This window comes from Lacinutrix sp. MEBiC02404 (genome assembly GCF_053601575.1).
In genome coordinates, this window is sequence record NZ_JBSHNV010000189.1 from 272,269 (window position 1) to 296,247 (window position 23,979).

Genomic DNA, 23,979 nt, shown 5'->3' on the forward strand with positions numbered 1-23,979 from the left:
TAAACTTATTTATTATGAAAACACGCTTACTTTTATTATTTGTCCTTTTTAATGGACTATTATATGCACAATACCCAATAACAAATTTAATAGGTGCTTATGATTTTAATGGCGATTTAACAGACCAAGCAAATGGTGTAAATATGACCGCTAATGGCTTGATATTATATCCGCCAGATAGATTTGGTACTCCAACTTCGTCTGCACGCTTAATATTTGGGGATGCTAGTAGAATTAATGTGGATTTCCCTAATAACAACAATATACAATATAATTTTTGGATAAAAACAACTATAGATGATGCTAATAGAAGAACTATTATAGAAGATTCAGATAGAACAGATGATACAGATTCAGATTATGATGGGTATTTTGTATATCTAGAAAATGGAGCTATAGGAGTGCGAGCTACTTTAAGATTTGGTACTACTCTTATACCCTTTGCTAATATTCATCCTACAGCAATATCAGATGGAGAATGGCATAATATAAATGTACATATAGATTATTATTATGATTTTACATATAATGATACTTATGGGGTTATAAGTATTAAAGTTGATGGTGTTGAAGATGTTGTAAATCCAAGAGTAAACAATAACTCAACAAGTGTAACAACATCGTATAATAGTATTGATGGAAATGTTGCACTAGGAAATAATAGAGCAGGAGATATGCCAGTAGCTAATAAATATGTAGGTGAAATTGATAACTTATTGATTTATTCTCTAGCTTTATCGCAAGCACAAGTAGAAAGTATTATAGATTATGGTAATTATTGTCAAAAACCAGATGCTTCACTAGTTTCTATAACATCCATAACAAACGATGGTGGTACAGTAAATATAAACGATTCTGGAACTTACGACATAGCTTACCATGTTCAAGGCGAACCTTTTTCTAGCGCAACAATAGTAAATAATGTTACAACCAGCCATGTAATAACTGGTTTAGAAGCTAATTTGGATTACGATGTTTACATAAGAGAAATCTGTGCAGTAACAACATCTTGGTCTGAGGTTGTTAGTTTTAAAACAGATAGACCAACAGGAACGGTTTATGTAAACCCAGCAGCTACAGGTTTAAATACGGGAACAAGTTGGGCAAATGCTTATACAGATTTACAAAGTGCTTTAGACAATTCTAGAATAAACGAATCGGTTTGGTTAGTAGGTGGTACGTATAAGCCAACAGTAGCTAATGGCGATAGAACTATTGCCTTTACAATAAATTCGAGAATTAATGTACTTGGTGGCTTTGCAGGAACTGAAGCTGCAGCAACCGAAAGAGTTTACGGCGCAAACCAAACCATTTTATCCGGTGATTTAAATGAAGATGATGATGCCAACATAGATCCTTTAAATGCGTTAAGAGCAGAAAACAGTTACCGTGTGCTTGTTACCAACTCAATTGTTAACAGTGTTAATGTTGGTATTATACTAGATAGACTTACCATTACTGGAGGAAATGCAAACGGAACTGGAGTTTATAATCGTGGTGGAGCAATTACAAAAGGAGCTATAACAAGAGCGATTACTATTAAAGATTGTAACATAGAAAACAATAGTGGTTTAAATAGAGTTGTAGATATGAGAGTAGGAGGAGGTCAAGCAGGTAATATAACTATAACTCGTTCTAAGTTTAGAAATAATTATAGTCGTGGAGGCGCTTTGTATTGCTTCTCTCAAGCTACAACAACTGTAAATGTTTTAAACTCTTTGTTCGAAAACAATATCGCTGCAGATATTTCAGGAGCTGGACAAGCAGGAAGTAGTATTTGGTTGAAATCTGATGTTAGTAGAAGTGTTAAATTAGATGTCCGTAATTCTACATTTGTAGATAATCAAGATTTAGGTACAGATACTGGATATAATAATTTCAATAGAGCAACAATTGTTTTAGAAAGAAGTATAAGCGCTGGAGGTACTCCATCTACAACGGATGCAGATGTTTATAATTCTATATTTTATAATAATACTACAATAGGAGGAAACACAGCAAAGCTTATTTCTGGTGGAATTACAACCATTCCAGGAACAGATGTTTTTAATTCTATAGATGAAAATGGATTTTCACAATTAGATCCAGCAAGAGTAATAAATAGTACAAATTCTAATCCAATGTTTAATAATGCATCTATGGGAGATTATACCTTAACTTCTAGCTCACCAGCCGTAGATTCTGGAGACAACACTTATGTAACTGGAACAGAAGATTTAGATGGGAATATAAGAATTTTTAACGCTGCTGTAGATATGGGAGCTTATGAGTATGGTTCTACACTAGGAGTTAGCACTTTTCAGTTAAATGAAAATGAGATCAAATTGTATCCAAATCCAACATCTTCTGTTTTAAATATTAAAATGAAGAATAACCTAAAACAAGCAACGGTTTATTCTCTTTTAGGAGCTAAGGTTTTAGAAACTAAATCATCTACTATAAATACATCTAATTTAAATACAGGAATGTATTTAATTACCATAGAAGACGAAAATGGAAGCGTTGCTACTAAGCGTTTTATCAAGCAATAGATTGTAGTTTTAATTATTGTTATAAATCTCGTAAGTGTTATGCTTACGAGATTTTTTGTTTTAGAAGTTGAAAATTAGGTTTCAGAAATTGAGACACCTTTTTAGAAGGTCTATAATAGATATTTGTTTTAAGGATTCTAAAATTTAACCTATTATGAAAACAAAATTATTTTTAATGCTACTTTTTATAAGTAGTATAGCTCTTGCACAAACACCTATTGATGAAGTTTTACATTACTCTTTTACAGGAGGAAATTTAGTGAATGAGGCAAACCCAGGAACAGGAGATTTAACGCAAACAGGGAATGCGGCTACTTTTGTAGCAGATCATTATGGAACATCTGGTAATGCTATAGAATTAAATGGAGATCAATTTACAGGAGGAAACGTAACCTCTACGCATTTAAGTTTAAGTTTTTGGATAAAACCTAATTCCGTAACGAGTACAGAACGTATTATACAAATGTATAATGGGCCTAATGGTTTAAGGTTAGAACTTGCGGCAGGAAACAGACTCGGTTGGGTAGGAAGTTTATACAACTCTAGTGGCGCGCAATCCAATGATTCAAGAAGTACTGTTGTAAATAATCTATATGATGGAGATTGGCATCATATTGTTTTGAGGGGTACTAGGCATTCTGTTCAAGATTGGAGAAGCATTCATGTGTATATTGATGGGGTTTTAAATAATGATCTAACAGGTGATATTGTTTTAGATAGTAATATTACTAGTTTTTTAGGAAATGGGCAATTGGCTATTTCACCTTCATCTGTAACTAATTATAACAAATCTATAGATGATATTAAGGTTTTTAATAGAGCACTAAATGGCACTGAAATTATAGCATTATATAATTTGTGTGAAAATTGTTATGCATTAGATACCAGTATTGTAGGAGATGGAACAATAACAACAAGTCCCGCTGCATCTTCCCCATATGGTACATATGCTTCTGGTACAACAGTAACTTTAGCAGCAACTGCAAATACAGGTTCCGTTTTTTATCAATGGACGGGAGATGCTTCTGGAAATACAAGTACAACAACCGTTGTTATGAATGATGATAAAGATGTTACTGCTAATTTTGTAATACCTTCATTATCCCATGTATATGTAGATAAAAATGCAAGTGGTAATAATGATGGTGCCACTTGGACAAATGCATTTGTTAATTTACATGATGCGCTTGTCTCTGGAGCAACCACTATTTGGGTAGCAAAAGGAATGTATAAACCAGATGTTTCCGATAGAAATGTTAGCTTTAATATAGTAACAAATATCTATGGTGGTTTTGCAGGTACAGAAGTTAATCTGGCAGATAGAGATCTAAGCCTAATACATACTACTAATGAAACAATATTAAGTGGTGATTTAAATGGTGATGATGCTGCTACGGTTGCTTTTGGTGATACTACAAGAGATGATAATAGTTATCATGTGGTAGAAGTTACGCAAGAAGATTTGGTTATAGACGGTTTAACTATACAAGATGGTTATGCCAATGCTACAACTGGCGATGACCGTTTTGGAGCAGGTATTTTTAAAACTGCAAGCATCGCAAATTTTACTTTAAAAAATAGTATTATAAAAAACAATGTAGCGTATACAGGAGCAGGTTTGTCCATGACAACTACAGCGGCGCTATCTACTATAAGTATAGATGCTTGTATCATTGAAAATAATTTAGCAAATGCTGGAGCAGGTGGTGACTTTCATCATGGTTCAGGTAATGGAGCCGTTATGAATGTTAAGATAACAAATACCTTATTTAAAGCTAATAAAACCGCTGATGATGTTGCGAATAATAGAGACGGAGTTGGAGCACCAGCAGTAAGAATAAGAGCTTATTGGTCCATGCAACTTTATGCGGACTTAATAAATAACACATTTGTAAACAATAGTAGTTTAGGTAGTGAATGGAGTTCCGATTATTCTGTGGTAGGAATTTCGCGGAGAACTGGAATATTTCAAAGTTTTGCTATAGCAAATAATATTTTCTGGGGCAACACAGCAAATGGTGGAGTAATAAGTCCTGCAATAGGTAGAACCAGTTCTACGTATACAAGATTAACAGTAAGTAGTAATAGAGTAGTAACAAATAATACAGATGAAAATAATTTTTTACTTATCTCAGGAACTACTAATACAAACGTTGTTAATCCAAATTTAGATGCTAATTTTCAATTAACATCTACTTCGCCAGCATTAGATATAGGAGATAATAGTTATGTAACTACAGCTTCCGATGTGTTAGGTAACCAACGTATTTTTAATACCACAGTAGATTTGGGAGCTCATGAATACAACTCTACGCTAGGAGTTAATGATTTTCAGTTCGCTAAAAACGAAATTAAACTCTACCCAAATCCAACAACATCTGTATTAAATATAAAAATGAAAGCCAATTTAAAACAGGCAACAGTGTATTCTGTTTTAGGAGCTAAAGTTTTAAATACCACATCAAAATCCCTAAATACGGCTAATTTAAAAAGCGGACTCTATTTAATCACTATAGAAGATGAAGCAGGAAATGTTTCTACCAAGCGTTTTATTAAGCAGTAGTTTGTAGTTTTAATTATTGTTATAAATCTCGTAAGTGTTATGCTTACGAGATTTTTTGTTTTAGAAGATGAAAACTACATTTCAGAAAACAAGAATTTTTTCAAGGGTTTTTAGGAGTAAATTAGATGCAAAAAAAATATTATGAGAACAAAATTACTTTGTATATTATTATTATTAACTGCGTTAAAATTAAATGCGCAAACTCAAATTGGACAAGATATAAATGGAGAGGCTACTTCTAATGGATTCGGACTTTCAGTAAGTATTAATGATTCAGGAAATAGAATTGCGGCTGGAACTCCTTTCAATAGCGGAAATGGAAATTCGGCAGGACATATAAGAATGTATCAATTAAATGCTAGCAATCAATGGCTTCAAATGGGGCAAGATATAGATGGGGCATCAGCTAATGATCAAATGGGGAGATCGGTAAGTTTAAATGGAGTGGGTAATAGGGTTGCAACAGGATCTCAATATAATGATACCAACGGAAATAATTCTGGAAATACGCAAGTGTTTGAATTTAATACGAGTAACCAATGGGTGCAAATAGGACAAGATATTAATGGAGAGGCGGCTGGAGATTTTTCAGGTTTATCTGTACGGTTAAATAGTGTTGGAGATCGTGTTATTATTGGTGCATACGGTAATGATGAAAATGGCCCTTCCTCAGGACATGCTCGGGTCTATCAATTATATAACAATAACCAATGGTTAAAAATAGGACAAGATTTAGATGGAGATGCAGCATACGATAACTTTGGAGGAGAAGTAGATATAAATGGATTGGGTGATAGAATAATAATAGCTTCTTGGCAAAACGATACTAATGGAAACAATGCAGGACTTGTTCGTGTATACCAGTTAAACAGTAGTAATCAATGGAGCCAGTTAGGACAGGATCTTTTTGGCACAAATGCAGAAGATAATTTTGGTCGTTCTGTTTGTATGAATTCCGCAGGGAACAGAATAATTGTAGGAGCTATTGGTAGTGATAACGGAGGGACTAACAGTGGGCAAAGTTATGTTTATGAGTTAAATGTTAATAGCCAATGGATACAAATTGGGCAAGGTATAAATGGAGAAGCTAGTGGAGATAAATCTGGTTTTTCTACAAGTATAAATGCCTTGGGTGATATAATATCTATTGGTTCTTTTTATAACAGCGGAAGCGCTTTTCAAGCTGGACATGTAAGAACTTATAAGTTAAATACGAATAGTAATTGGGTTCAATTAGGAGACGATATAGATGGTGAGGCAGCTGACGATCAGTCCAGTTTTTCAATTTGTTTAAATGCAAATGGACAAAATATAATTACTGGAGCAATGGGAAATGATGGTAACGGTAATAGTTCTGGATATGTTAGAGTGTTTGATGTAAACCCGTCGACATTAAGTCTAATTCAAAAGCTAGGAAATCTAAACAACATAAAAATGCACCCAAACCCAACAACAACAGTTCTTAATATTAAAATGAATAGTAACTTAAAACAAGCAACAGTGTATTCTGTTTTAGGGGCAAAAGTTTTAGAAACAAAATCGAATACGATAAATACATCTAATTTAAAAACTGGATTATATTTAATTACAATAGAAGCAGTAAACGGAAGCATTGCTACCAAACGTTTTATCAAGCAGTAGTTAATAGTTTTAATTATTTTTATAAATCTCGTAAACGCTGTGTTTACGAGATTTTTTTGGTTTAGAAGTTGAAAATAAGGTTTCAGAAATTGATGTAGTTTTTAAATACGTTTACCAAGTAGTTTTGTCGCATAATCAATAAAAAAAAGAATTATGAAGAGAAAATTACTTTCCATTTGTGCCTTTATTTCAATATTTACGGCAACAAATGCACAAAATGTATCCATTCCAGATACAAACTTTAAAACCATATTAGTAGCAAATACGAATATTAATACAAATAACGATACAGAGATTCAAGATACCGAGGCCGTTGCATATACAGGAACTATTAATGTTTCCGGTTCAAGTATTCAAGACTTAACAGGGCTTGAAGCGTTTACCGAAATTGTAGGTTTACAGGCTTTTGGAAATCCTTCGCTTACCAGTATTGATGTTTCTCAAAACACAAAACTGACACAGTTACTAATAGAACAAACAGGAATTGGAGGTATTTTAGATTTAAGTATGCTTACCCATTTAGTCGATTTTAAAGGGCATACAACATCCATAACAGCTATTAATATGGCAAATGGGAATAATAGTAATGTAACCCGTTTTAATGTTGTAAGTAGTACTGTAGATTGCGTGCAAATTGATGCCGGGTTTACACCTAATTCTAATTGGAATGCACCACCTAATGCTAGTTTTTTGGAAGATTGTCCTACTATTCTAAGTGTGGATGAGTTTCAGGTAAAGAAAGTGTCTTTATACCCAAACCCAACAACTTCGGTTCTAAATATTGAAATGAATAGTAATATAAAAAGCGCAGCAATCTATTCTGTTTTAGGAGTAAAAGTTTTAGAAACAACATCCAAAAAAATAGTGACTTCCGGATTAAGAAATGGTGTGTATCTTATTATAATTAAAGATGAAGATGGAAGCGCAGCAACCAAACGATTCATCAAACAGTAGTATATCGTTAAGTTTTATTTAGAAATCCCGTAAGTGCGAGGCTTATGGGTTTTTTCTAGTTTAGAAGTTGAAAACAAGATTTCAGAAAGTAGAAGCATTACTTAATCGTTTTTAATAACATATTTGCAGCAGTAAATTTAAAACAATTCAACATGAAAACAATAATTATCGCATTAAGCACATTCGTATTACTTTCTTTTTCAGAAGAAAAACAAATTGTAAAAGCATCCCAAAATATGGAGATTTCTATTGCAAGTAGTTTCTCATTAGTTAATGATACTAAAGAAAAAGTGAGCATTTATACAGGAACAGGTTTTGTTTCTTTAAACAAAGGCTCTAAAACTAGTATTACTTGTAATATAGGGAAAGAAGTACGTTGGGCAAATAAAGGGAGAAAAGGAGACGTTATTTTTAAAATTACAAGTGATATGTGTGGGAAAACGATTAAGCTTTCCAAAGTCATGGACTAAGTAACGATCCATAAAAATATTGAAAAATTAAAGACGCTATTAATTCGTTCTTAAAAGTTGAGTTACTTCTGTAGTTCAGCTTTTTTTATTATAAAACATATATGAAAAAATATAAACTAGAACTCTGTATTGCGCTATTATATATAGCCATAGGTGCTGTTTTAATCCAGTTGTTTTGAAATCAAACAATTTTTTTAACGGTTAAAGGACGTTGAAAAAGATATGGCATGCATTCCACTAACTAATGAAGGCTTTTCATTAAAAAGCGATATATTTCTTTTCTTTTAAATTGTAGTTTTAGGAGATGCAGTCTTTTTAATTACGAAATATTTAAAACAAAAAAGCTTAGAACTGTACTTTACACGGCAAGTACAATGGTGCTATTTGTACTCTGGTTTTTTTATAGGGAATTAACCAATAACAGTAACCAGCCTGCTACTAAAAGTAAACCACCTATTGGAGTAATAGGCCCTAAAAAACGAAGCTTCTTTCCTTTGGCATCCGATAAAACTAATCCGTAAATACTAAAAGAAAATAATAGGATTCCTATAGTAAAACACCAGTAAACAGCTGCCGTTGTAAAATTAGATTGTAACCCTAAAGCCAATAAAACAATAGCGTGATACATTTGGTACTTTACACCAACTTCAAAACTTTGTAGTTGGTCTGTAGATAAAATTTTCTTTAAAGCATGGGCTCCAAAAGCGCCAAAAATTACAGAGAGCATTCCAAAAATAGCAGCGGTAACAAGTATAATTTGTTGTGTCATTAAATATGTTTAAAAGTTGTTTTATTTATAAACCACAGGAATAATTTCACCTTTGGCTAAGCAATATCTTTTAATATTTTCTTCGGAAAGCCTTGCGGTATAATCCTCTTCATTGACCATAAAACCAATTTCACGTAGTTTGTTAAAATAATCGTAACCATACACACGAACGTGATCGTATTGCCCAAATATTTTTGCGCGTTCTTTTTTATCTGTAATCGAATTATCTTCAAAAGTAGTTTGTCTAGTTAGGTCTTGCGGAATTTGAAAAATCCCATAACCACCAGGTTTTAAAACTCGAAATAATTCTTGCATTGCTTTCGTATCGTCAGGAATATGTTCTAACACATGATTACATAAAATAACATCATAACTATTATCTTCAAACGGAAGGTTGCAAATGTCTGCCTTTACATCAGCAATTGGCGAAAGTAAATCTGTAGTGGTGTACTTCAGATTTTTTAGCGCTCTAAAACGATCTAAAAAACATTGCTCTGGAGCAAAATGAAGTACACTTTTTTCCGCAGTAAAGAAATCGGTTTCATTTTTTAAATACAACCATAACAATCTATGACGCTCTAAGCTTAAAGTAGAAGGCGATAATACATTCTCGCGTTGTGTTTCATAGCCATAAGATAAAAAGCTTTTAAAACTTTTACCGTCAATAGGGTCTGTAAATGTATTTCCTTTTAAAAAGAAAGCTAAAATAGGGCGTGCTACATAACTTAACCTAATTAATAAAGGTCTCGGAATACTATTTAAAATTATTTTGAAGAGTTTTTTCATTCGTTTTTACACTGAGATTCAAAGAGACACACAGAGATTCACAGAGTTTTACTCGTTTGTGTTTATGAATCTTTTTATTCCGTTTTTTAAAAGTTTGGTTTTAAAATTTAATAATAACCCAATTGGGTAATCGCTTAATTTCATATAGGTTAAAATTTAAGCAGCATGTACTTCCGTAAATTTATCAACGGTTTTCAATTCAATTACTATTTTATTTTCAACTAATAAATCTATTCTATAACCATGATCTAAGGTTATATCTTTATAAATAATAGGTTGTGTAATCTCTTTTTGAACAGAATAGCCCATAGCTTTAAGTTCATACAATAAACATTCTTGATAAGCAGATTCCAGTAAGCCTGGTCCAAGCGATCTGTGGACTTGTATAGCACAGCCAATTATATTCTCGGTAATCTTCTAGTAACTCATTATTAAATATTGAATCTAAAAACGCTCTGTGAATCTCTTCGAAACTCTGTGAATCTACCTGTAATAGTCTATAACACTAAAGCCTTTTGTCTAAACTCATCTTCCTCATCACTAACAATTCCTAAAGCTTCATAAATATAAGCAAACGTAGAAAGTAGTTCTGGCTTGCCATCTAGAATTGCAACGTCATGTTCAAAATGTGCAGATGGCTTATTATCTAGTGTTGTGATTGTCCAACCATCTCTATGTTGTTTGATATTTTTTGTTCCAAGGTTAATCATAGGCTCAATAGCTACAACCATACCTTCAATAAACTTTTTACCACGACCACGTTTTCCATAGTTCGGCATTTCTGGATCTTCGTGCATTTTTGTTCCTAAACCATGACCAACAAGTTCTCGAACAACACCATAACCATGATCTTCACAATACTTTTGAATGGCATAACCAACATCACCAACACGATTCCCAACTTTAAGTTCTTTTATTCCAACATAAAGAGATTCTTTAGTGACTTGTAAAAGTTTTTCGGTTTCCGGATCAATTTCACCAACAGCAAAAGTGTAGGCATGATCGCCATAATAACCGTTTTTGATAGAACCACAATCGATAGATATAATATCGCCTTCCTCTAAGGGAGTGTTGTTTGGAATTCCGTGAACTACTTGTGCGTTGGGACTCATACAAAGTGTGTTCGGAAAATCATATAAACCTAAAAACCCAGGAATTGCACCTTGGTCTCTAATACATGCTTCTGCAATTTTATCTAAGTCTAAAGTGGTTACTCCAGGTTTCACTGCTTTAGCTACTTCCCCTAAAGTTTTAGATACTACTAATGCGGCTTCACGCATTAATTCTATTTCTTCTCTTGTTTTTACTATAATCATAGGACATAAAAATATGGTGCAAAGATACTAAAAATAACAAAGTATACTTTTTTATTGAAACATGATATTTGACAGTTTTTAAACTTTATTTATTCTATAGTTTTGTGGCACAAATAAAACCATATGTATAGATCCGTTAGTGCTGAAGAAGCAGTAAAAGTAATTAAATCTAATAGTAGAGTTTATATTCAAGCGGCAGCGGCTGCACCTCAAACTTTAATAAAAGCAATGACTGCTCGTCATGAAGAATTAAAAAATGTTGAGGTATGCCATTTGCATACGGAAGGCCCAGCTCCTTATGCAGATCCAGCGTTAAAGGATAGTTTTCATGTGAATTCTTTTTTTATCGGAAAAAATGTAAGACATACTTTAAAAGCGGGAAACGGTTCATACACTCCAGTTTTTTTAAGTGAATTACCATTGCTTTTTAAACGGAATATTATTGATTTAGATGTGGCACTAATTCATGTGTCTGTTCCCGATAAACATGGGTATTGTTCGTTGGGAGTTTCTGTGGAAGCTACTTTAGCGGCAATTGATAATGCGAAACATGTAATTGCACAAGTAAATAGAAATATGCCAAGAACGCATGGTGCAGGAATTATTCATGTTTCAGAAATTGATTTATTTGTAGAGTCTAACGAGGATTTACCAACTCATGATATTGTTACACCTACAGCTATTGAAAGTAAAATTGGGGATTATGTTGCTGGTTTAATTGAAGATCGAAGTACCCTGCAAATGGGAATTGGTAGTATACCAAATGCTGTTTTAACTCGATTAACAAACCATAAAGATTTAGGGTTGCATACCGAAATGTTTTCCGATGGTGTGATCGATTTAATCTTAAATAATGTTATTAACGGAAACTATAAAGGTGTAAATCGAGGCCGTGCATTGTCTACTTTTTTAATAGGATCAAAACGTTTGTACGATTATGTAGACGATAATCCTTTTGTAGAAATGCGTGCATCTAATTATACCAATGATGTTTCTATTATCAAACAAAACCCTAAAATGGTAGCTATTAATTCGGCAATTGAAGTAGATGTTACTGGGCAAGTCTGTGCAGATTCTATTGGAGCACATATGTATTCTGGAGTTGGCGGACAAGTTGACTTTATAAGAGGTGCTTCCTTAAGTGAAGGCGGAAAAGCTATTATTGCATTACCAGCGACTACTAAATCTGGTTTAAGTAAGATTGTTCCTTCTTTAAAACCAGGAGCCGGAGTTATCACGACTAGATCGCATGTGCATTATGTAGTAACAGAATACGGAATTGCAAATCTATATGGAAAAACAATTAAAGAGCGTGTAAAAGCATTAGTAAATATCGCGCATCCAGACCATAGAGAATCTATTGATAAACAGTATTTTGATTTGATAAACAGCTAGTGGTTTTTTCTTAAAAAAGAAAAGAATCCTTTCTTTTTTTGTGGTGTTTTTTGGTTGTATTTTGGATTTGAAAGATATTGATATACTTCTCCCCAGCCTAAAAATCCACCAATATTTCTATCGTCTATAAATAAATCTGCGTGAATTTTTCTGCTTTTGGATGTATCTAATTGTTCTTCTGGAAAACTTTTATTTATCGCATAGAATTCAATGCCTTTACTTTTACAAAAAGCAACAGCTTCTTCTAAAGGTACACCACATCTGTAGGTCCATAGAATTAAACGGTGCCCATCTGCTTGTAGTTTTTTAAGGGTTTCGATTGCAAAAAGTTTTGGTTTCCCAACTTTTGGATATGCATCATCTACAATAGTTCCATCAAAATCAATGGCAAGAATAAGTTTATCGTTTAAATTCATAGAAATTCATTAGCTGCAAATATATAAATTATTATTCTTCGAAATAAGCATTTTTATAAGGTTGATTCGTTAAAATATGTAGAATATCTTGTTCTAAACTTTCTATAGGATATTCCACTATTCTATTCATTTCTTTACCATCCTTGAAAAATATTAGTGTTGGAACATTCGTGATATTTAGGTTTTCTTCCAGCTTTTGAGGGGTTGTCTTGTCTCTGTCTACAGCAACTAATTGAAGATTGTCTAAATTAAAATTTGCGGCATCCAGAATTTTATAGAAGCTAGGTGTTTCTCTCTGGCTGTCTTCACACCAAGTTCCCATAAATAGTTTTATAGAAACATCGGTTAGTTTTGGTTTTATAAGTGCCACTAAAGAATCATTTACTTTGTAGTCGGTATAGGTTGTATTATACCAACTGTTAAAAGGAGCTTGTTGTAAGCCTTCTTTATTTGCTGGCCCTAATAACATCATAGAATCTTCCTCTTCATCCGGGACTGCTATATTTATTGACTGTTCTTTACAAGCAAAACATATTAGGACAATAAGTATTATATATAAATTTCTCATAGGTTCTTAAATTAAAGAATGTTGGGTCATCGCTTTAGGTTGTTCTACGCCAATAAGTTTTAGAATAGTAGGAGCGATGTCTCCTAAAATACCATCCTTAATATGTTTTAAATCTTTATCAATTAAAATAATTGGAACTGGATTTGTGGTATGTGCGGTATTTGGTGATCCGTCCGGGTTTATCATGGTTTCACAATTACCATGATCTGCAATTAGTATGGTTGTGTAATCATTTTCTAAAGCAGTTGTTATTACTTTTTTCACGCAAGCATCTACAGCTTCACAGGCTTTTATAGCAGCTGCCATAACTCCGGTATGCCCAACCATATCCCCATTTGCAAAGTTTAAACATACAAAATCTACCTCGCCTTTTTCAAGTTCAGGAAGAAGTGCATCTGTAAGTTCAAAAGCACTCATTTCTGGTTTTAAATCGTAGGTAGCAACTTTAGGAGAGTTTTTTAGTATTCTACTTTCTCCTTCAAAAGGTGCTTCTCTTCCTCCTGAAAAGAAAAAAGTAACATGTGGATATTTCTCTGTTTCGGCAATACGGATTTGCTTTTTGTGGTGCTTTTCTAAAACTTCACCAAGCGTTTCTGTTAAGTTATCTTTATCATAAATTACGTGCATTCCTGTGAAAGAATCGTCATAATTGGTCATGGTAACATAGTACAAGTTTAATTTATGCATGTTCTGCTCATGAAAGTCTTTTTGCGATAATGCCTCTGTTAATTGTCTTCCTCTGTCTGTTCTAAAGTTGAAAAACACAATAACATCACCTTCTTCAATTTTTGCGATTGGTTGGTTCTTTGTGTCTACAGCGATTATTGGTTTAATAAACTCGTCGGTAATATCATTATCATAATTTTCTTGAATAGATTTTAAAATATTGGTGGAATGTTCCCCTTCGCCATTAACCATTGCATCATAGGCTAGTTTAACACGTTCCCAACGTTTATCTCGGTCCATCGCATAATATCTTCCAATAATCGAAGCTATTTTGGTGTTTTTGTTTTCTAAATATTCTTCTAATTCTGTTACAAAACCATAACCAGATTTTGGATCTACATCTCGACCATCTGTAAACGCATGAATGAAAGACTTTTCAATTCCGAAGTTCTCAACAGCATCTACCAAACCTAATAAATGACTAATATGAGAATGTACACCTCCATCACTAAGTAAGCCTAAAAAATGTACCGCTTTATTGTTTTTTTTAGCGTATTTAAAAGCATCAACAAGTACTTTCTCTTGTGCTAATGTTTTGTTTTTTACTGCTAAATTTATGCGTACCAAATCTTGATATACAATCCGCCCAGCACCTAGATTCATGTGACCAACTTCCGAATTTCCCATTTGCCCTTCTGGTAAACCAACATGTAAACCATCTGTGCGTAAAGTTGCATTTGGGTATTTTGTATAAAGCGAATCTATAAAAGGAATATTCGCATTATCTATAGCGGAGACTTTAGGGTCAGGAGATTTTCCCCAACCATCTAAAATCATAAGAATTACTTTTTTGTTCATGTGATGTTCATTTTGTAAACCAAATATAAAAAAAGAATCCCGACGAGTCGAGATCTTATATAAGGATTAAAATATTTTTATGTTATTGTAACTGACCTCTATATTTTTTTATAGATTCTCTAATTTCTTCTATACGATTATCAGGATCTGGATGTGAACTTTGAAACTCAGGAACACGATTTGGTCCAGCAGCAGTTTTTAATATTTCCATAACGTCAATCATTTCTTCTGGGTCATAACCGGCTCTTAACATAAAACGTACGCCAAGATCATCACTTTCTAATTCGTCACCACGACCATTTTTTAAAATTAAGTTCTGTCCAACACCTCCAATTAATCCACCAACATCACCGCCAACAGAACCAGCGGTAGAAAGTCCTTGCCACAGTTCACTATTTGCAATACGTTCTGCACTATGTTTACCAAGTACATGACCAATTTCATGACCTAAAACACCTGCTAATTGGTCTTCATTTTCTAGCTGAGAAAACAAAGCGTAGGTGATAAATATTTGTCCGCCAGGTAATGCAAAAGCATTTATAGTTTCCGGATCTGCCAATAAATGAAACTCATATTTATAAGGTGTTTCTTTAGCAATACTATTGTTTATTAGTTTGTTGCCTACATTATCTACTAAGGCTTGGTAATTTTCATTAGGATATAAGCCTCCATGCTGCGCAGCCATTTGATCTCTACTTTGCAAGCCCATTTGTATTTCTTCATCTACCGTCAATGAAATAGCTTGCTTTTTTCCTGTGTATGGATTTATTTCTTGTGATGAGAAGTATTTAAAGCCAAAATAAGCAGCTATGCATAGTCCTATAATTAATCTTACTTTTAAATTCCCTCTCATTTTAATGGTTTTATTATGAATAATTTACAAAAGTTCTGGGTTAATGTCTAAAATATTTTCATTTCGATAGGTGCTTAAAAATGCTTCGGAAAAATATGCGTTTCCTAATAGTTTTTCGTTTTGAAGGACCTCTTGAATATTTATGCATTTGTACGCTTTTAAATAGTCTTGAGATAGTGGTTTGTAGCTATAATGCCAAGGTTCATATTTAAAACCTTTTCTGTCTAAATCGCTAGTGTACACTAGATAAAAACCAAAAGAATTGGCATGTGTATCCATCCATTTTTTTAAATAGATGTACGGACCGTCTCTATGAAAATTCTCTTCGCGAAGCACATATTTTGGTGCATGCACATTGCCGTCAATAATATCCATATCTGTTCCCCAATGATGTCTTGAAGTTCCTGGAATGGTGGAGTATTCAATTATTTTTTCCATACTTTTTTCTTCGGAAAAACCTTGACTTCTATAGCGTTTGTATTTACGTTCCCAAATACGTTTTTGATGTTCAAAATTTCTATAGCTAGAAACTATCTGAATCTTTATGCCTTCTTTTAAAGCTTCCGTTTTCATTTCCTGAAAGGCAAGATGTGCTGCTTCCCTTAATCTATAGTCTTCACCAAAAAGAATCGGATTTCCTTTACCTATAAGTTCTTCCGAAGAAATTATATTTTGAGCAAAAGCAAAACTAGGAATTGCAGCTAAAGCTATTCCGGTTAATGTGGTTTTTTTTATGAAGTTTCTTCTTTTCAAATTCAGATAAAGTTTTACTAATTACGAGCCAAAATTAATTAAATTTACATCAAAAATTAAGGTATGCATTTTTCGTTTAAAATAATTGAAAAAGAAAATATTTCAACAATCCTTCCTTTGGTTATAAAGTTAAATGAAGGGAAAGTTTCTATAGAAATACTAGAAAAACGTTTTCAAGAAATTATAACCCAAAATTATGAATGCGCTGGTATTTATGATGGCGAAAAACTGATTGGTATTTCGGGTATGTGGTTTTGTACTAGACATTATTCTGGAAAAAGTGTGGAATTAGATCATGTGTATATCGATGAGACTTATAGAAATCATGGTTTAGGAAAACAGTTTATGCTATGGATTACAGATTATGTGAAAACTAAAAATGTGGAAGCTATGGAGTTAAATGCCTACATTGAAAATCCTGCATCGCATAGATTTTATGCTAATCTAGATTTTAAAAAACCAGGCTATCATTTTCTAAAAAAACTTTAGTAATTAATATATAAATAACCAGCATATTCTTTGTTTTCATCTGGTAAGATTAAAAGGTAAAAATAAGTGCCAACAGGAAGCTTTTTGTTTTTACCAATTAAGATTTCTTTGTTGGTATATCCATTCCAATCGTTTTGATAATTTTCTGCATCGTATACCATTCTTCCCCAACGATTATATATTTGTAAACTGTTTCTAAATAATTCGACACCTTCAATTACAAAGACATCATTTTTACCGTCTCCATTCGGACTAATACCATTATAAACAGTAATACCATCGCTGCCAATTAAAGATCCAAACGTTATGATTTCATAGTCGTTTGGTACAAAAGAAGTAGAAGTTATGGTTCCTGTATTTATATTTCCTGTAAAATCTACATTGCCCAAATCTTTCCATTGGTTTTCTGTATTGCTCCATCCTACAACGCGAAGGTTTAGTAAATCGTCTACTAAAACATTAATGTCACTATCTGTATTCCACGTTAATGTTACTTGGGTTTCTTCGGTACCATTAAAATCCCAAAATTCTTCCAAATTTATGGTGTTTAGGATACCTTCAGAATTATTGGTGTCAAACGAAGTGGAAAAGGTAGAAGGGAAATTAGGGTCTTCATTAAAATAGGCTGCCGAAAACTTAGGGTTTCCAGACTGAAAAGGAGTAATTAAAGGTCTTAACTTATTATCGTCTCCAATAGGGAAACTGAAAGCGTTATTTCCTGTGAAGGAAGCGTAGCCATCGGTTAATCTCAAGTCGTCTTCGGCAACAAAAAAGGCATTACTTAAATAATCTAGAGATATGTTTGGATTGTTTCTAGGAGTTATTACATCTCCAATAATATAGTTTAGTCCGTTGGAAATTTCGGTGCTTATTTCTAGGAATAAATTATTATCCACAGCAACATCCATATCAAAAAATCTGGGGCTTTCCGTTCCAGAAATAGTTATTACATTGTCTTCATTGTAAAACCCTGCTAAACCTAGATTTTCATTAAATGTTCCGTCGTTTTCTAAATCGATATGAAAACCTATTTGACCTTCATCATGAATTTGAACATTTCCAAAGTTGTGAAATGCCTGTTGCGCAATGCTTACTTGAAATAAGAAAAGCGCTATGTATTTTATCGTTTTCATATTATTTATAAGCCGTATATATTACAAGTATATTTTCTGTTTTGTTATCTACGTTTATTACAAATCCGGTTGGATTCGCAGAAACGAAACTGGCAGATGTTAAACCTAAACTGTCACCATTGTTATTAGCGTATCTTATACCAATACAATGTGTGTTGGATGCATAACGAGAAATGTCATTAATGGAAGATCCACTACCACCAACATAAATTACTTGTTGCGTTGTTCCTCTTGCGTAACCTGTCATTCCTCCAAAAGTATTATTAAATCCATTATTGTTATTGCCGATCCCATTATCTTCATTTATGTTTTCGTTTTCCACATTGGGATACGCTTGAAATGTGATTTGTGAAGGTTCAAAAGGTAGGTCTGCAATAGTCTGATTACCTGTTGCTGTTATTATAAAATGTCCAACATAAACCGTTGGTCCTAAATAAGCACCTCCATTTGCACCAACCTCAATTAGGTTGTCCGCTTCTGCTGCTATAACTTGTGCTTTGGCAGCAGTTCCAGCTTCATTGGTGTAGGTTATTTCTCCAGTAGGACTGGAATCATTTTGCGATAATGTTGTTGTTGTTTCTGTAATATTAGTTGTTGTTGCTCCGCTAGTATGCGTTGCGATGGTATTGCCAGTAGTTACTACTGGTGTTACATTTGAAGATAAGGAAGAAAGATCTGTAGTAATTGTTCCTCCAGCATCTGTCGTTTCCAGATTGGTACCATTCAGAATAACCGTATCGTTAAGTTCGTTTGTGCTATCATTATCATTATTAGTAGGAAGGATTACAGATAAATTGTAATTATCACTACCGTCGTTGGTAACAGACACGGAACCATCCGTAGATTCTACCGTTTGAATTTCGTTCGTTGCATCTGTATCTTCATCTGCAGTAATATGATCTGCGATTGCAGTTGCATTGTCTGTTATGTCTGAAGCGTTATCTGCAATGGCGGTCGTGTTATCGGCAATTGCAGTGTTTTGCGTCGTTTGTTGCGTTTCTAAAGTATCAATATCATCTGCATTTGTTGTGATTAACGATTGTAAAGCAGTTTCATCAAAAGGCGTAACACTTAAATCGATATTGTTATTTGCATCTGTGGTTACTGTAACCGAACTATCAGTAGAAGCTACCGTTTGAATTTCGTTGGTTGCATCTGTATCTTCATCTGCAGTAATATGATCTGCGATTGCGGTTGCATTGTCTGTTATGTCTGAAGCGTTATCTGTAATGGCGGTCGTGTTATCGGCAATTGCAGTGTTTTGCGTCGTTTGTTCCGTTTCTAAAGTATCAATATCATCTGCATTTGTTGTGATTTGCGATTGTAAAGCAGTTTCATCAAAAGGCGTAACACTTAAATCGATATTGTTGTTTGCATCTGTGGTTACTGTAACGGAACTATCAGTAGAAGCTACGGTTTGAATTTCGTTCGTTGCATCTGTATCTTCATCTGCAGTAATATGATCTGCGATTGCAGTTGTATTGTCTGCAATGTCTGAAGCGTTATCTGTAATGGCGGTCGTGTTATCGGCAATAGCCGTGTTTTGTGTTGTTTGTTCCGTTTCTAAAGTGTCAATATCATCCGCATTAGTAGTGATTTGCGATTGTAAAGCAGTTTCATCAAAAGGAGTAACACTTAAATCGATATTGTTGTTTGCATCTGTGGTTACTGTAACCGAACTATCAGTAGAAGCTACGGTTTGAATTTCGTTGGTTGCATCGGTATCTTCATCTGCAGTAATATGATCTGCGATTGCAGTTGCATTGTCTGTTATGTCTGAAGCGTTATCTGCAATGGCGGTCGTGTTATCGGCAATTGCGGTGTTTTGCGTCGTTTGTTGCGTTTCTAAAGTATCAATATCATCTGCATTGGTAGTGATTTGCGATTGTAAAGCAGTTTCGTCATAAGGCGTAACACTTAAATCGATATTGTTGTTTGCATCTGTGGTTACTGTAACCGAACTATCAGTAGAAGCTACGGTTTGAATTTCGTTGGTTGCATCTGTATCTTCATCTGCAGTAATATGATCTGCGATTGCAGTTGCATTATCTGCAATGTCTAAAGCGTTATCGGTAATTGCTGTATTTTGCGTAGTTTGTTCCGTTTCTAAAGTGTCAATATCATCCGCATTAGTAGTGATTTGCGATTGCAAAGCAGTTTCATCAAAAGGAGTAACACTTAAATCGATGTTGTTATTTGCATCTGTTGTTACGGTAACGGAACTATCAGTAGAAGCTACGGTTTGAATTTCGTTGGTTGCATCTGTGTCTTCATCTGCAGTAATATGATCTGCGATTGCAGTTTCATTGTCTGCAATAGCTGTGTTTTGTGTTGTTTGTTCCGTTTCTAAAGTGTCAATATCATCCGCATTTGTTGTGATTTGCGATTGCAAAGCCGTTTCGTCAAAAGGAGTAACACTTAAATCGATATTGTTGTTTGCATCTGTCGTTACGGTAACGGAACTATCGGTAGAAGCTACAGTTTGAATTTCGTTGGTTGCATCATTATCATTATCGGCAATTGTGATTGTTCCTCCTCCATTGGATAAGGTTACATTTGTTCCAGATTGCGCTAATGTTTGAATTTCATTCGTTGGATCGTTGTCATTATTAGTAGCGATTATAATACTTAAATCGAAATCATTTCCATTTTGAGTTACGCCAACGGAACCATCAGCGGACGTTACAGTCTGTATTTCATTTGTAGGATCATTATCTGCATCGTCCACATTATCTATGCCATCGTTGTCTAAAGTGATATTTCCTCCATTGACATCTGTGATTGTTGTTGTTCCATTTCCATTATCCGTAACTGTAGTAATTTCGTTTGTGGCATCATTATCATTATCTGTAATGGATATGATTGTTGCGGTTCCGTTTTCATCCACATACGTGAAAGTGCCATTTGTATTGTCTGTAATGGTAGTTACAGTTTCTAAATTATTAATTAAAGCGGAAAGGTTTATTTGTGTAATAATACCATCTTCATCTGTATAATCAATATTTGTATTGTCCGGGTTTAATGCTATAGAAGTTAGTGTTTCTAGGTTCGCAACGTTTAAAATAGTTGGATTTCCATCTTCATCGGTGTAAGTAAAGGTTCCATCATTATTATCTACTAAAGTTGTTAAAGTTTCTAGATTTGCCACGATTGCAGATAAATCTAATTGCGTAGTAATACCGTCTTCATCTGTATAATCAATATTTGTATTGTCTGCGTTTAAAGCAATAGATGTTAAAGTTTCCAAGTTAGCAACATTTAAAACAGTCGGATTTCCATCTTCATCGGTGTAGGTTAACGTTCCGTCGTTATTATCTACTAAAGTGGTAAGTGCTTCTAGATTTGCAACGATTGCAGATAAATCTAATTGTGTAGTAATACCGTCTTCATCGGTATAATCAATATTTGTATTGTCCGGGTTTAATGCAATGGTGGTTAGTGTTTCTAGGTTCGCGACGTTTAAAATGGTTGGATTTCCATCTTCATCGGTGTAGGTTAACGTTCCATCATTATTATCGACTAAAGTGGTAAGTGCTTCCAGATTTGCTACGATTGCAGATAGGTCTAATTGCGTAGTAATACCATCTTCATCTGTATAATCAATATTTGTATTGTCTGGGTTTAAAGCAATAGAAGTTAGTGTTTCTAGATTGGCAACGTTTAAAATAGTTGCATTTCCATCTTCATCGGTGTAGGTTAACGTTCCATCGTTGTTGTCTACTAAAGTTGTTAAAGCTTCTAGATTTGCTACGATTGTAGACAGATTTAATTGCGTAGTAATACCGTCTTCATCTGTATAATCAATATTTGTATTGTCCGGGTTTAATGCAATGGTGGTTAGTGTTTCTAGGTTCGCAACGTTTAAAATAGTTGCATTTCCATCTTCATCGGTGTAGGTAAAGGTTCCATCATTATTATCTACTAAAGTGGTAAGTACTTCTAGATTTGCTACGATTGCAGATAAATTTAATTGCGTAGTAATACCGTCTTCATCTGTATAATCAATATTTGTATTGTCCGGGTTTAAAGCAATGGTGGTTAGTGTTTCTAGATTGGCAACGTTTAAAATGGTTGCATTTCCATCTTCATCGGTGTAGGTGAGGGTTCCGTCGTTATTATCTACTAAAGTGGTAAGTGCTTCTAGATTTGCTACGATTGCAGATAAATTTATTTGTGTAGTAATACCATCTTCATCTGTATAATCGATATTTGTATTGTCTGGATTTAATGCTATAGCGGTTAATGTTTCTAGATTGGCAACGTTTAAAATCGTTGGGTTTCCATCTTCATCGGTATAGGTTAACGTTCCGTCGTTGTTGTCTACTAAAGCTGTTAAAGCTTCTAGATTTGCTACGATTGCAGATAAATCTAATTGTGTAGTAATGCCATCTTCATCTACATAATCAATATTAGTGTTATCGGTATTAAGTGCAATAGAAGTTAAAGTCTCTAATGCTGAAATATCTATTGTTATTGGGTTTCCGTCGTTATTATCAAAAGTATAGGTACCATTTAAATTAGCTGTTAGTGTCGCTTTATTTACAGTATCCATAGTTCCGTCTGGTTTTTGTAAACTAAAAGTTCCATCGCTATTATCCACTAAGCCAATAGCATCCACATAAGATTTTGGAGTCGCATCGCTTGGTCCAGTTGGTTGACCTAAATCCGTTACCGTGTTTCCGTTCATGTCTAAGTTTCCAACCATAGTATCTCCGGAAACATTTACATATCTAGGATCATAAAGTGCCGCATTAAAAGGGTCTATTGCAATCCAAACGGAGGAATCGTTATCATAAATATAAGTCGCTCCAACTTGAGTTGGATCTGGGGCATCACTGTTTACAACATATATATCTCCTTCTTGCGGTGTTCCACCAACTTCAATTACTCCGATATCTCCGGTGCTTGTTGTTGGACCTGTATATACATTTCCAATAGGGATATTTATATTTCCACTCGGATCTGGTACAGAATTATTAACACTTACTACACGAATACCATATACCCATTGTGTGCCATTCCAATATATTTCGCTATTCGGATTTGGAGCATCGACAAACATTTCTAACGTAATTTGACTAGTTAAATCCACTAAATTATTAGGAGTAGCAGGATTAGATAACTGTAATTCTGTTCCATTTAAAAACAAATCTTGTAGTTCATTTGTGGAATCGTTGTCGTTATCTATTACGGAAATTTCAACTGGTGTTCCGGCTTCATTTAAATAGGTATAGGTTAAATCTCCATTATTCGTTAGGGTTGTAAGTGTTTCTAAGTTTGCAGCATTAATTATTGTTTGCGCTCCGTTTTCATCGGTGTAAGTGAATGTTCCGTCGTTGTTGTCAACTAAAGTTGTTAAAGCTTCCAGGTTTGCTATGATTGCAGATAAATCTAATTGTGTAGTAACGCCATCTTCGTCTGTATAATCGATGTTTGTATTGTCTGTGTTTAAAGCAATGGATGTTAATGTTTCCAAGTTAGCAACATCTAAAACAGTCGGGTTTCCATCTTCATCGGTGTAAGTTAATGTTCCGTCGTTGTTGTCTACTAATGTTGTTAAAGCTTCCAGGTTTGCTATGATTGCAGATAAATCTAATTGTGTAGTAACGCCATCTTCATCCGTATAATCGATGTTTGTATTGTCTGTGTTTAAAGCAATGGATGTTAATGTTTCCAGGTTAGCAACATCTAAAATAGTTGGGTTTCCATCTTCATCGGTGTAAGTTAATGTTCCGTCATTATTATCCACCAATGTTGTTAAAGCTTCCAGGTTTGCTATGATTGCAGATAAATCTAATTGTGTAGTAACGCCATCTTC

The 23,979-nt window shown here is 34.0% G+C and carries 17 protein-coding genes and 1 pseudogene; 7 read left to right on the forward strand and 11 right to left on the reverse strand.

The features are described 5' to 3' along the window. The first annotated feature begins 14 nt into the window (after nt 1-14). The 5 genes from ACVCXO_RS12040 (at nt 15) to ACVCXO_RS12060 (ending at nt 8,159) form a co-directional block, all read left to right on the forward strand. A complete protein-coding gene (locus tag ACVCXO_RS12040) occupies nt 15-2,531 on the forward strand; it encodes a T9SS type A sorting domain-containing protein (RefSeq protein WP_452229834.1) in 2,517 nt (838 codons plus the stop codon). Nucleotides 2,532-2,685: 154 nt separating this feature from the next. Continuing rightward, the gene (locus ACVCXO_RS12045; RefSeq protein ID WP_452229835.1) at nt 2,686-5,094 is read left to right on the forward strand and encodes a LamG-like jellyroll fold domain-containing protein; all 2,409 of its coding nucleotides are present in this window, start codon (nt 2,686-2,688) and stop codon (nt 5,092-5,094) included. Nucleotides 5,095-5,235: 141 nt separating this feature from the next. Then, nucleotides 5,236-6,735 carry a T9SS type A sorting domain-containing protein gene (locus ACVCXO_RS12050; protein WP_452229836.1) on the forward strand — a complete coding sequence of 500 codons (1,500 nt, stop codon included), beginning with the start codon at nt 5,236-5,238 and terminating at the stop codon, nt 6,733-6,735. A gap of 153 nt (nt 6,736-6,888) precedes the next feature. Further along, nucleotides 6,889-7,689 carry a T9SS type A sorting domain-containing protein gene (locus ACVCXO_RS12055; protein ID WP_452229837.1) on the forward strand — a complete coding sequence of 267 codons (801 nt, stop codon included), beginning with the start codon at nt 6,889-6,891 and terminating at the stop codon, nt 7,687-7,689. Nucleotides 7,690-7,841: 152 nt separating this feature from the next. After that, nucleotides 7,842-8,159, forward strand: coding sequence for a hypothetical protein (locus ACVCXO_RS12060; RefSeq protein WP_452229838.1), 318 nt, complete (start codon nt 7,842-7,844; stop codon nt 8,157-8,159). Nucleotides 8,160-8,559: 400 nt separating this feature from the next. On the opposite strand, the gene ACVCXO_RS12065 is transcribed toward ACVCXO_RS12060, so the two are convergent. From ACVCXO_RS12065 to map, 4 genes and pseudogenes are all read right to left on the reverse strand, one after another. Beyond that, on the reverse strand, nt 8,560-8,928 hold the full coding sequence (locus ACVCXO_RS12065) for a DUF423 domain-containing protein (RefSeq protein WP_452229839.1): 369 nt from the start codon (nt 8,926-8,928) through the stop codon (nt 8,560-8,562). Nucleotides 8,929-8,949: 21 nt separating this feature from the next. Continuing rightward, nucleotides 8,950-9,714, reverse strand: coding sequence for a class I SAM-dependent methyltransferase (locus ACVCXO_RS12070; protein WP_452229840.1), 765 nt, complete (start codon nt 9,712-9,714; stop codon nt 8,950-8,952). A gap of 48 nt (nt 9,715-9,762) precedes the next feature. Beyond that, nucleotides 9,763-10,128: pseudogene (locus ACVCXO_RS12075) on the reverse strand (GxxExxY protein). An 83-nt stretch (nt 10,129-10,211) separates the two neighbouring features. Next, nucleotides 10,212-11,030 carry a type I methionyl aminopeptidase gene (map, locus tag ACVCXO_RS12080; protein WP_452229841.1) on the reverse strand — a complete coding sequence of 273 codons (819 nt, stop codon included), beginning with the start codon at nt 11,028-11,030 and terminating at the stop codon, nt 10,212-10,214. Between the two features lie 123 nt (nt 11,031-11,153). Between map and ACVCXO_RS12085 the strand changes: the two genes are divergently transcribed. Continuing rightward, on the forward strand, nt 11,154-12,425 hold the full coding sequence (locus ACVCXO_RS12085) for an acetyl-CoA hydrolase/transferase family protein (RefSeq protein WP_452229842.1): 1,272 nt from the start codon (nt 11,154-11,156) through the stop codon (nt 12,423-12,425). Here the strand turns inward: ACVCXO_RS12085 and ACVCXO_RS12090 are convergent. The 5 genes from ACVCXO_RS12090 to ACVCXO_RS12110 form a co-directional block, all read right to left on the reverse strand. Next, nucleotides 12,422-12,841: a BT0820 family HAD-type phosphatase gene (locus ACVCXO_RS12090; protein WP_452229843.1), complete on the reverse strand. Its 420-nt coding sequence runs from the start codon at nt 12,839-12,841 to the stop codon at nt 12,422-12,424. The two genes, ACVCXO_RS12085 and ACVCXO_RS12090, sit on opposite strands and share 4 nt — an antisense overlap. 31 nt (nt 12,842-12,872) lie before the next feature. Continuing rightward, the gene (locus ACVCXO_RS12095) at nt 12,873-13,409 is read right to left on the reverse strand and encodes a thioredoxin family protein (RefSeq protein WP_452229844.1); all 537 of its coding nucleotides are present in this window, start codon (nt 13,407-13,409) and stop codon (nt 12,873-12,875) included. 6 nt (nt 13,410-13,415) lie between these two features. Next, nucleotides 13,416-14,933 carry a 2,3-bisphosphoglycerate-independent phosphoglycerate mutase gene (gene gpmI / locus ACVCXO_RS12100; protein WP_452229845.1) on the reverse strand — a complete coding sequence of 506 codons (1,518 nt, stop codon included), beginning with the start codon at nt 14,931-14,933 and terminating at the stop codon, nt 13,416-13,418. Nucleotides 14,934-15,015: 82 nt separating this feature from the next. Continuing rightward, a complete protein-coding gene (locus tag ACVCXO_RS12105) occupies nt 15,016-15,786 on the reverse strand; it encodes a M48 family metalloprotease (RefSeq protein ID WP_452229846.1) in 771 nt (256 codons plus the stop codon). Between the two features lie 24 nt (nt 15,787-15,810). After that, on the reverse strand, nt 15,811-16,539 hold the full coding sequence (locus ACVCXO_RS12110; RefSeq protein WP_452229847.1) for a M15 family metallopeptidase: 729 nt from the start codon (nt 16,537-16,539) through the stop codon (nt 15,811-15,813). 63 nt (nt 16,540-16,602) lie between these two features. Between ACVCXO_RS12110 and ACVCXO_RS12115 the strand changes: the two genes are divergently transcribed. Beyond that, nucleotides 16,603-17,028 carry a GNAT family N-acetyltransferase gene (locus tag ACVCXO_RS12115; RefSeq protein ID WP_452229848.1) on the forward strand — a complete coding sequence of 142 codons (426 nt, stop codon included), beginning with the start codon at nt 16,603-16,605 and terminating at the stop codon, nt 17,026-17,028. Here the strand turns inward: ACVCXO_RS12115 and ACVCXO_RS12120 are convergent. Next, nucleotides 17,025-18,161 carry a gliding motility-associated C-terminal domain-containing protein gene (locus tag ACVCXO_RS12120; protein WP_452229849.1) on the reverse strand — a complete coding sequence of 379 codons (1,137 nt, stop codon included), beginning with the start codon at nt 18,159-18,161 and terminating at the stop codon, nt 17,025-17,027. The genes ACVCXO_RS12115 and ACVCXO_RS12120 overlap by 4 nt on opposite strands. Before the next feature lies 1 nt (nt 18,162). Continuing rightward, a partial coding sequence (locus ACVCXO_RS12125; protein WP_452229850.1) for a beta strand repeat-containing protein occupies nt 18,163-23,979 on the reverse strand: 5,817 nt, incomplete at its 5' end.

Excerpts from the sequence above, each read along its gene's own strand:
- ACVCXO_RS12040 (WP_452229834.1), top strand. The coding sequence starts at position 15 with ATGAAAACACGCTTACTTTTATTATTTGTCCTTTTTAATGGACTATTA.
- ACVCXO_RS12045 (WP_452229835.1), top strand. The coding sequence starts at position 2,686 with ATGAAAACAAAATTATTTTTAATGCTACTTTTTATAAGTAGTATAGCT.
- ACVCXO_RS12050 (WP_452229836.1), top strand. The coding sequence starts at position 5,236 with ATGAGAACAAAATTACTTTGTATATTATTATTATTAACTGCGTTAAAA.
- ACVCXO_RS12055 (WP_452229837.1), top strand. The coding sequence starts at position 6,889 with ATGAAGAGAAAATTACTTTCCATTTGTGCCTTTATTTCAATATTTACG.
- ACVCXO_RS12060 (WP_452229838.1), top strand. The coding sequence starts at position 7,842 with ATGAAAACAATAATTATCGCATTAAGCACATTCGTATTACTTTCTTTT.
- ACVCXO_RS12065 (WP_452229839.1), bottom strand. The coding sequence starts at position 8,928 with ATGACACAACAAATTATACTTGTTACCGCTGCTATTTTTGGAATGCTC.
- ACVCXO_RS12070 (WP_452229840.1), bottom strand. The coding sequence starts at position 9,714 with ATGAAAAAACTCTTCAAAATAATTTTAAATAGTATTCCGAGACCTTTA.
- map (WP_452229841.1), bottom strand. The coding sequence starts at position 11,030 with ATGATTATAGTAAAAACAAGAGAAGAAATAGAATTAATGCGTGAAGCC.
- ACVCXO_RS12085 (WP_452229842.1), top strand. The coding sequence starts at position 11,154 with ATGTATAGATCCGTTAGTGCTGAAGAAGCAGTAAAAGTAATTAAATCT.
- ACVCXO_RS12090 (WP_452229843.1), bottom strand. The coding sequence starts at position 12,841 with ATGAATTTAAACGATAAACTTATTCTTGCCATTGATTTTGATGGAACT.
- ACVCXO_RS12095 (WP_452229844.1), bottom strand. The coding sequence starts at position 13,409 with ATGAGAAATTTATATATAATACTTATTGTCCTAATATGTTTTGCTTGT.
- gpmI (WP_452229845.1), bottom strand. The coding sequence starts at position 14,933 with ATGAACAAAAAAGTAATTCTTATGATTTTAGATGGTTGGGGAAAATCT.
- ACVCXO_RS12105 (WP_452229846.1), bottom strand. The coding sequence starts at position 15,786 with ATGAGAGGGAATTTAAAAGTAAGATTAATTATAGGACTATGCATAGCT.
- ACVCXO_RS12115 (WP_452229848.1), top strand. The coding sequence starts at position 16,603 with ATGCATTTTTCGTTTAAAATAATTGAAAAAGAAAATATTTCAACAATC.
- ACVCXO_RS12120 (WP_452229849.1), bottom strand. The coding sequence starts at position 18,161 with ATGAAAACGATAAAATACATAGCGCTTTTCTTATTTCAAGTAAGCATT.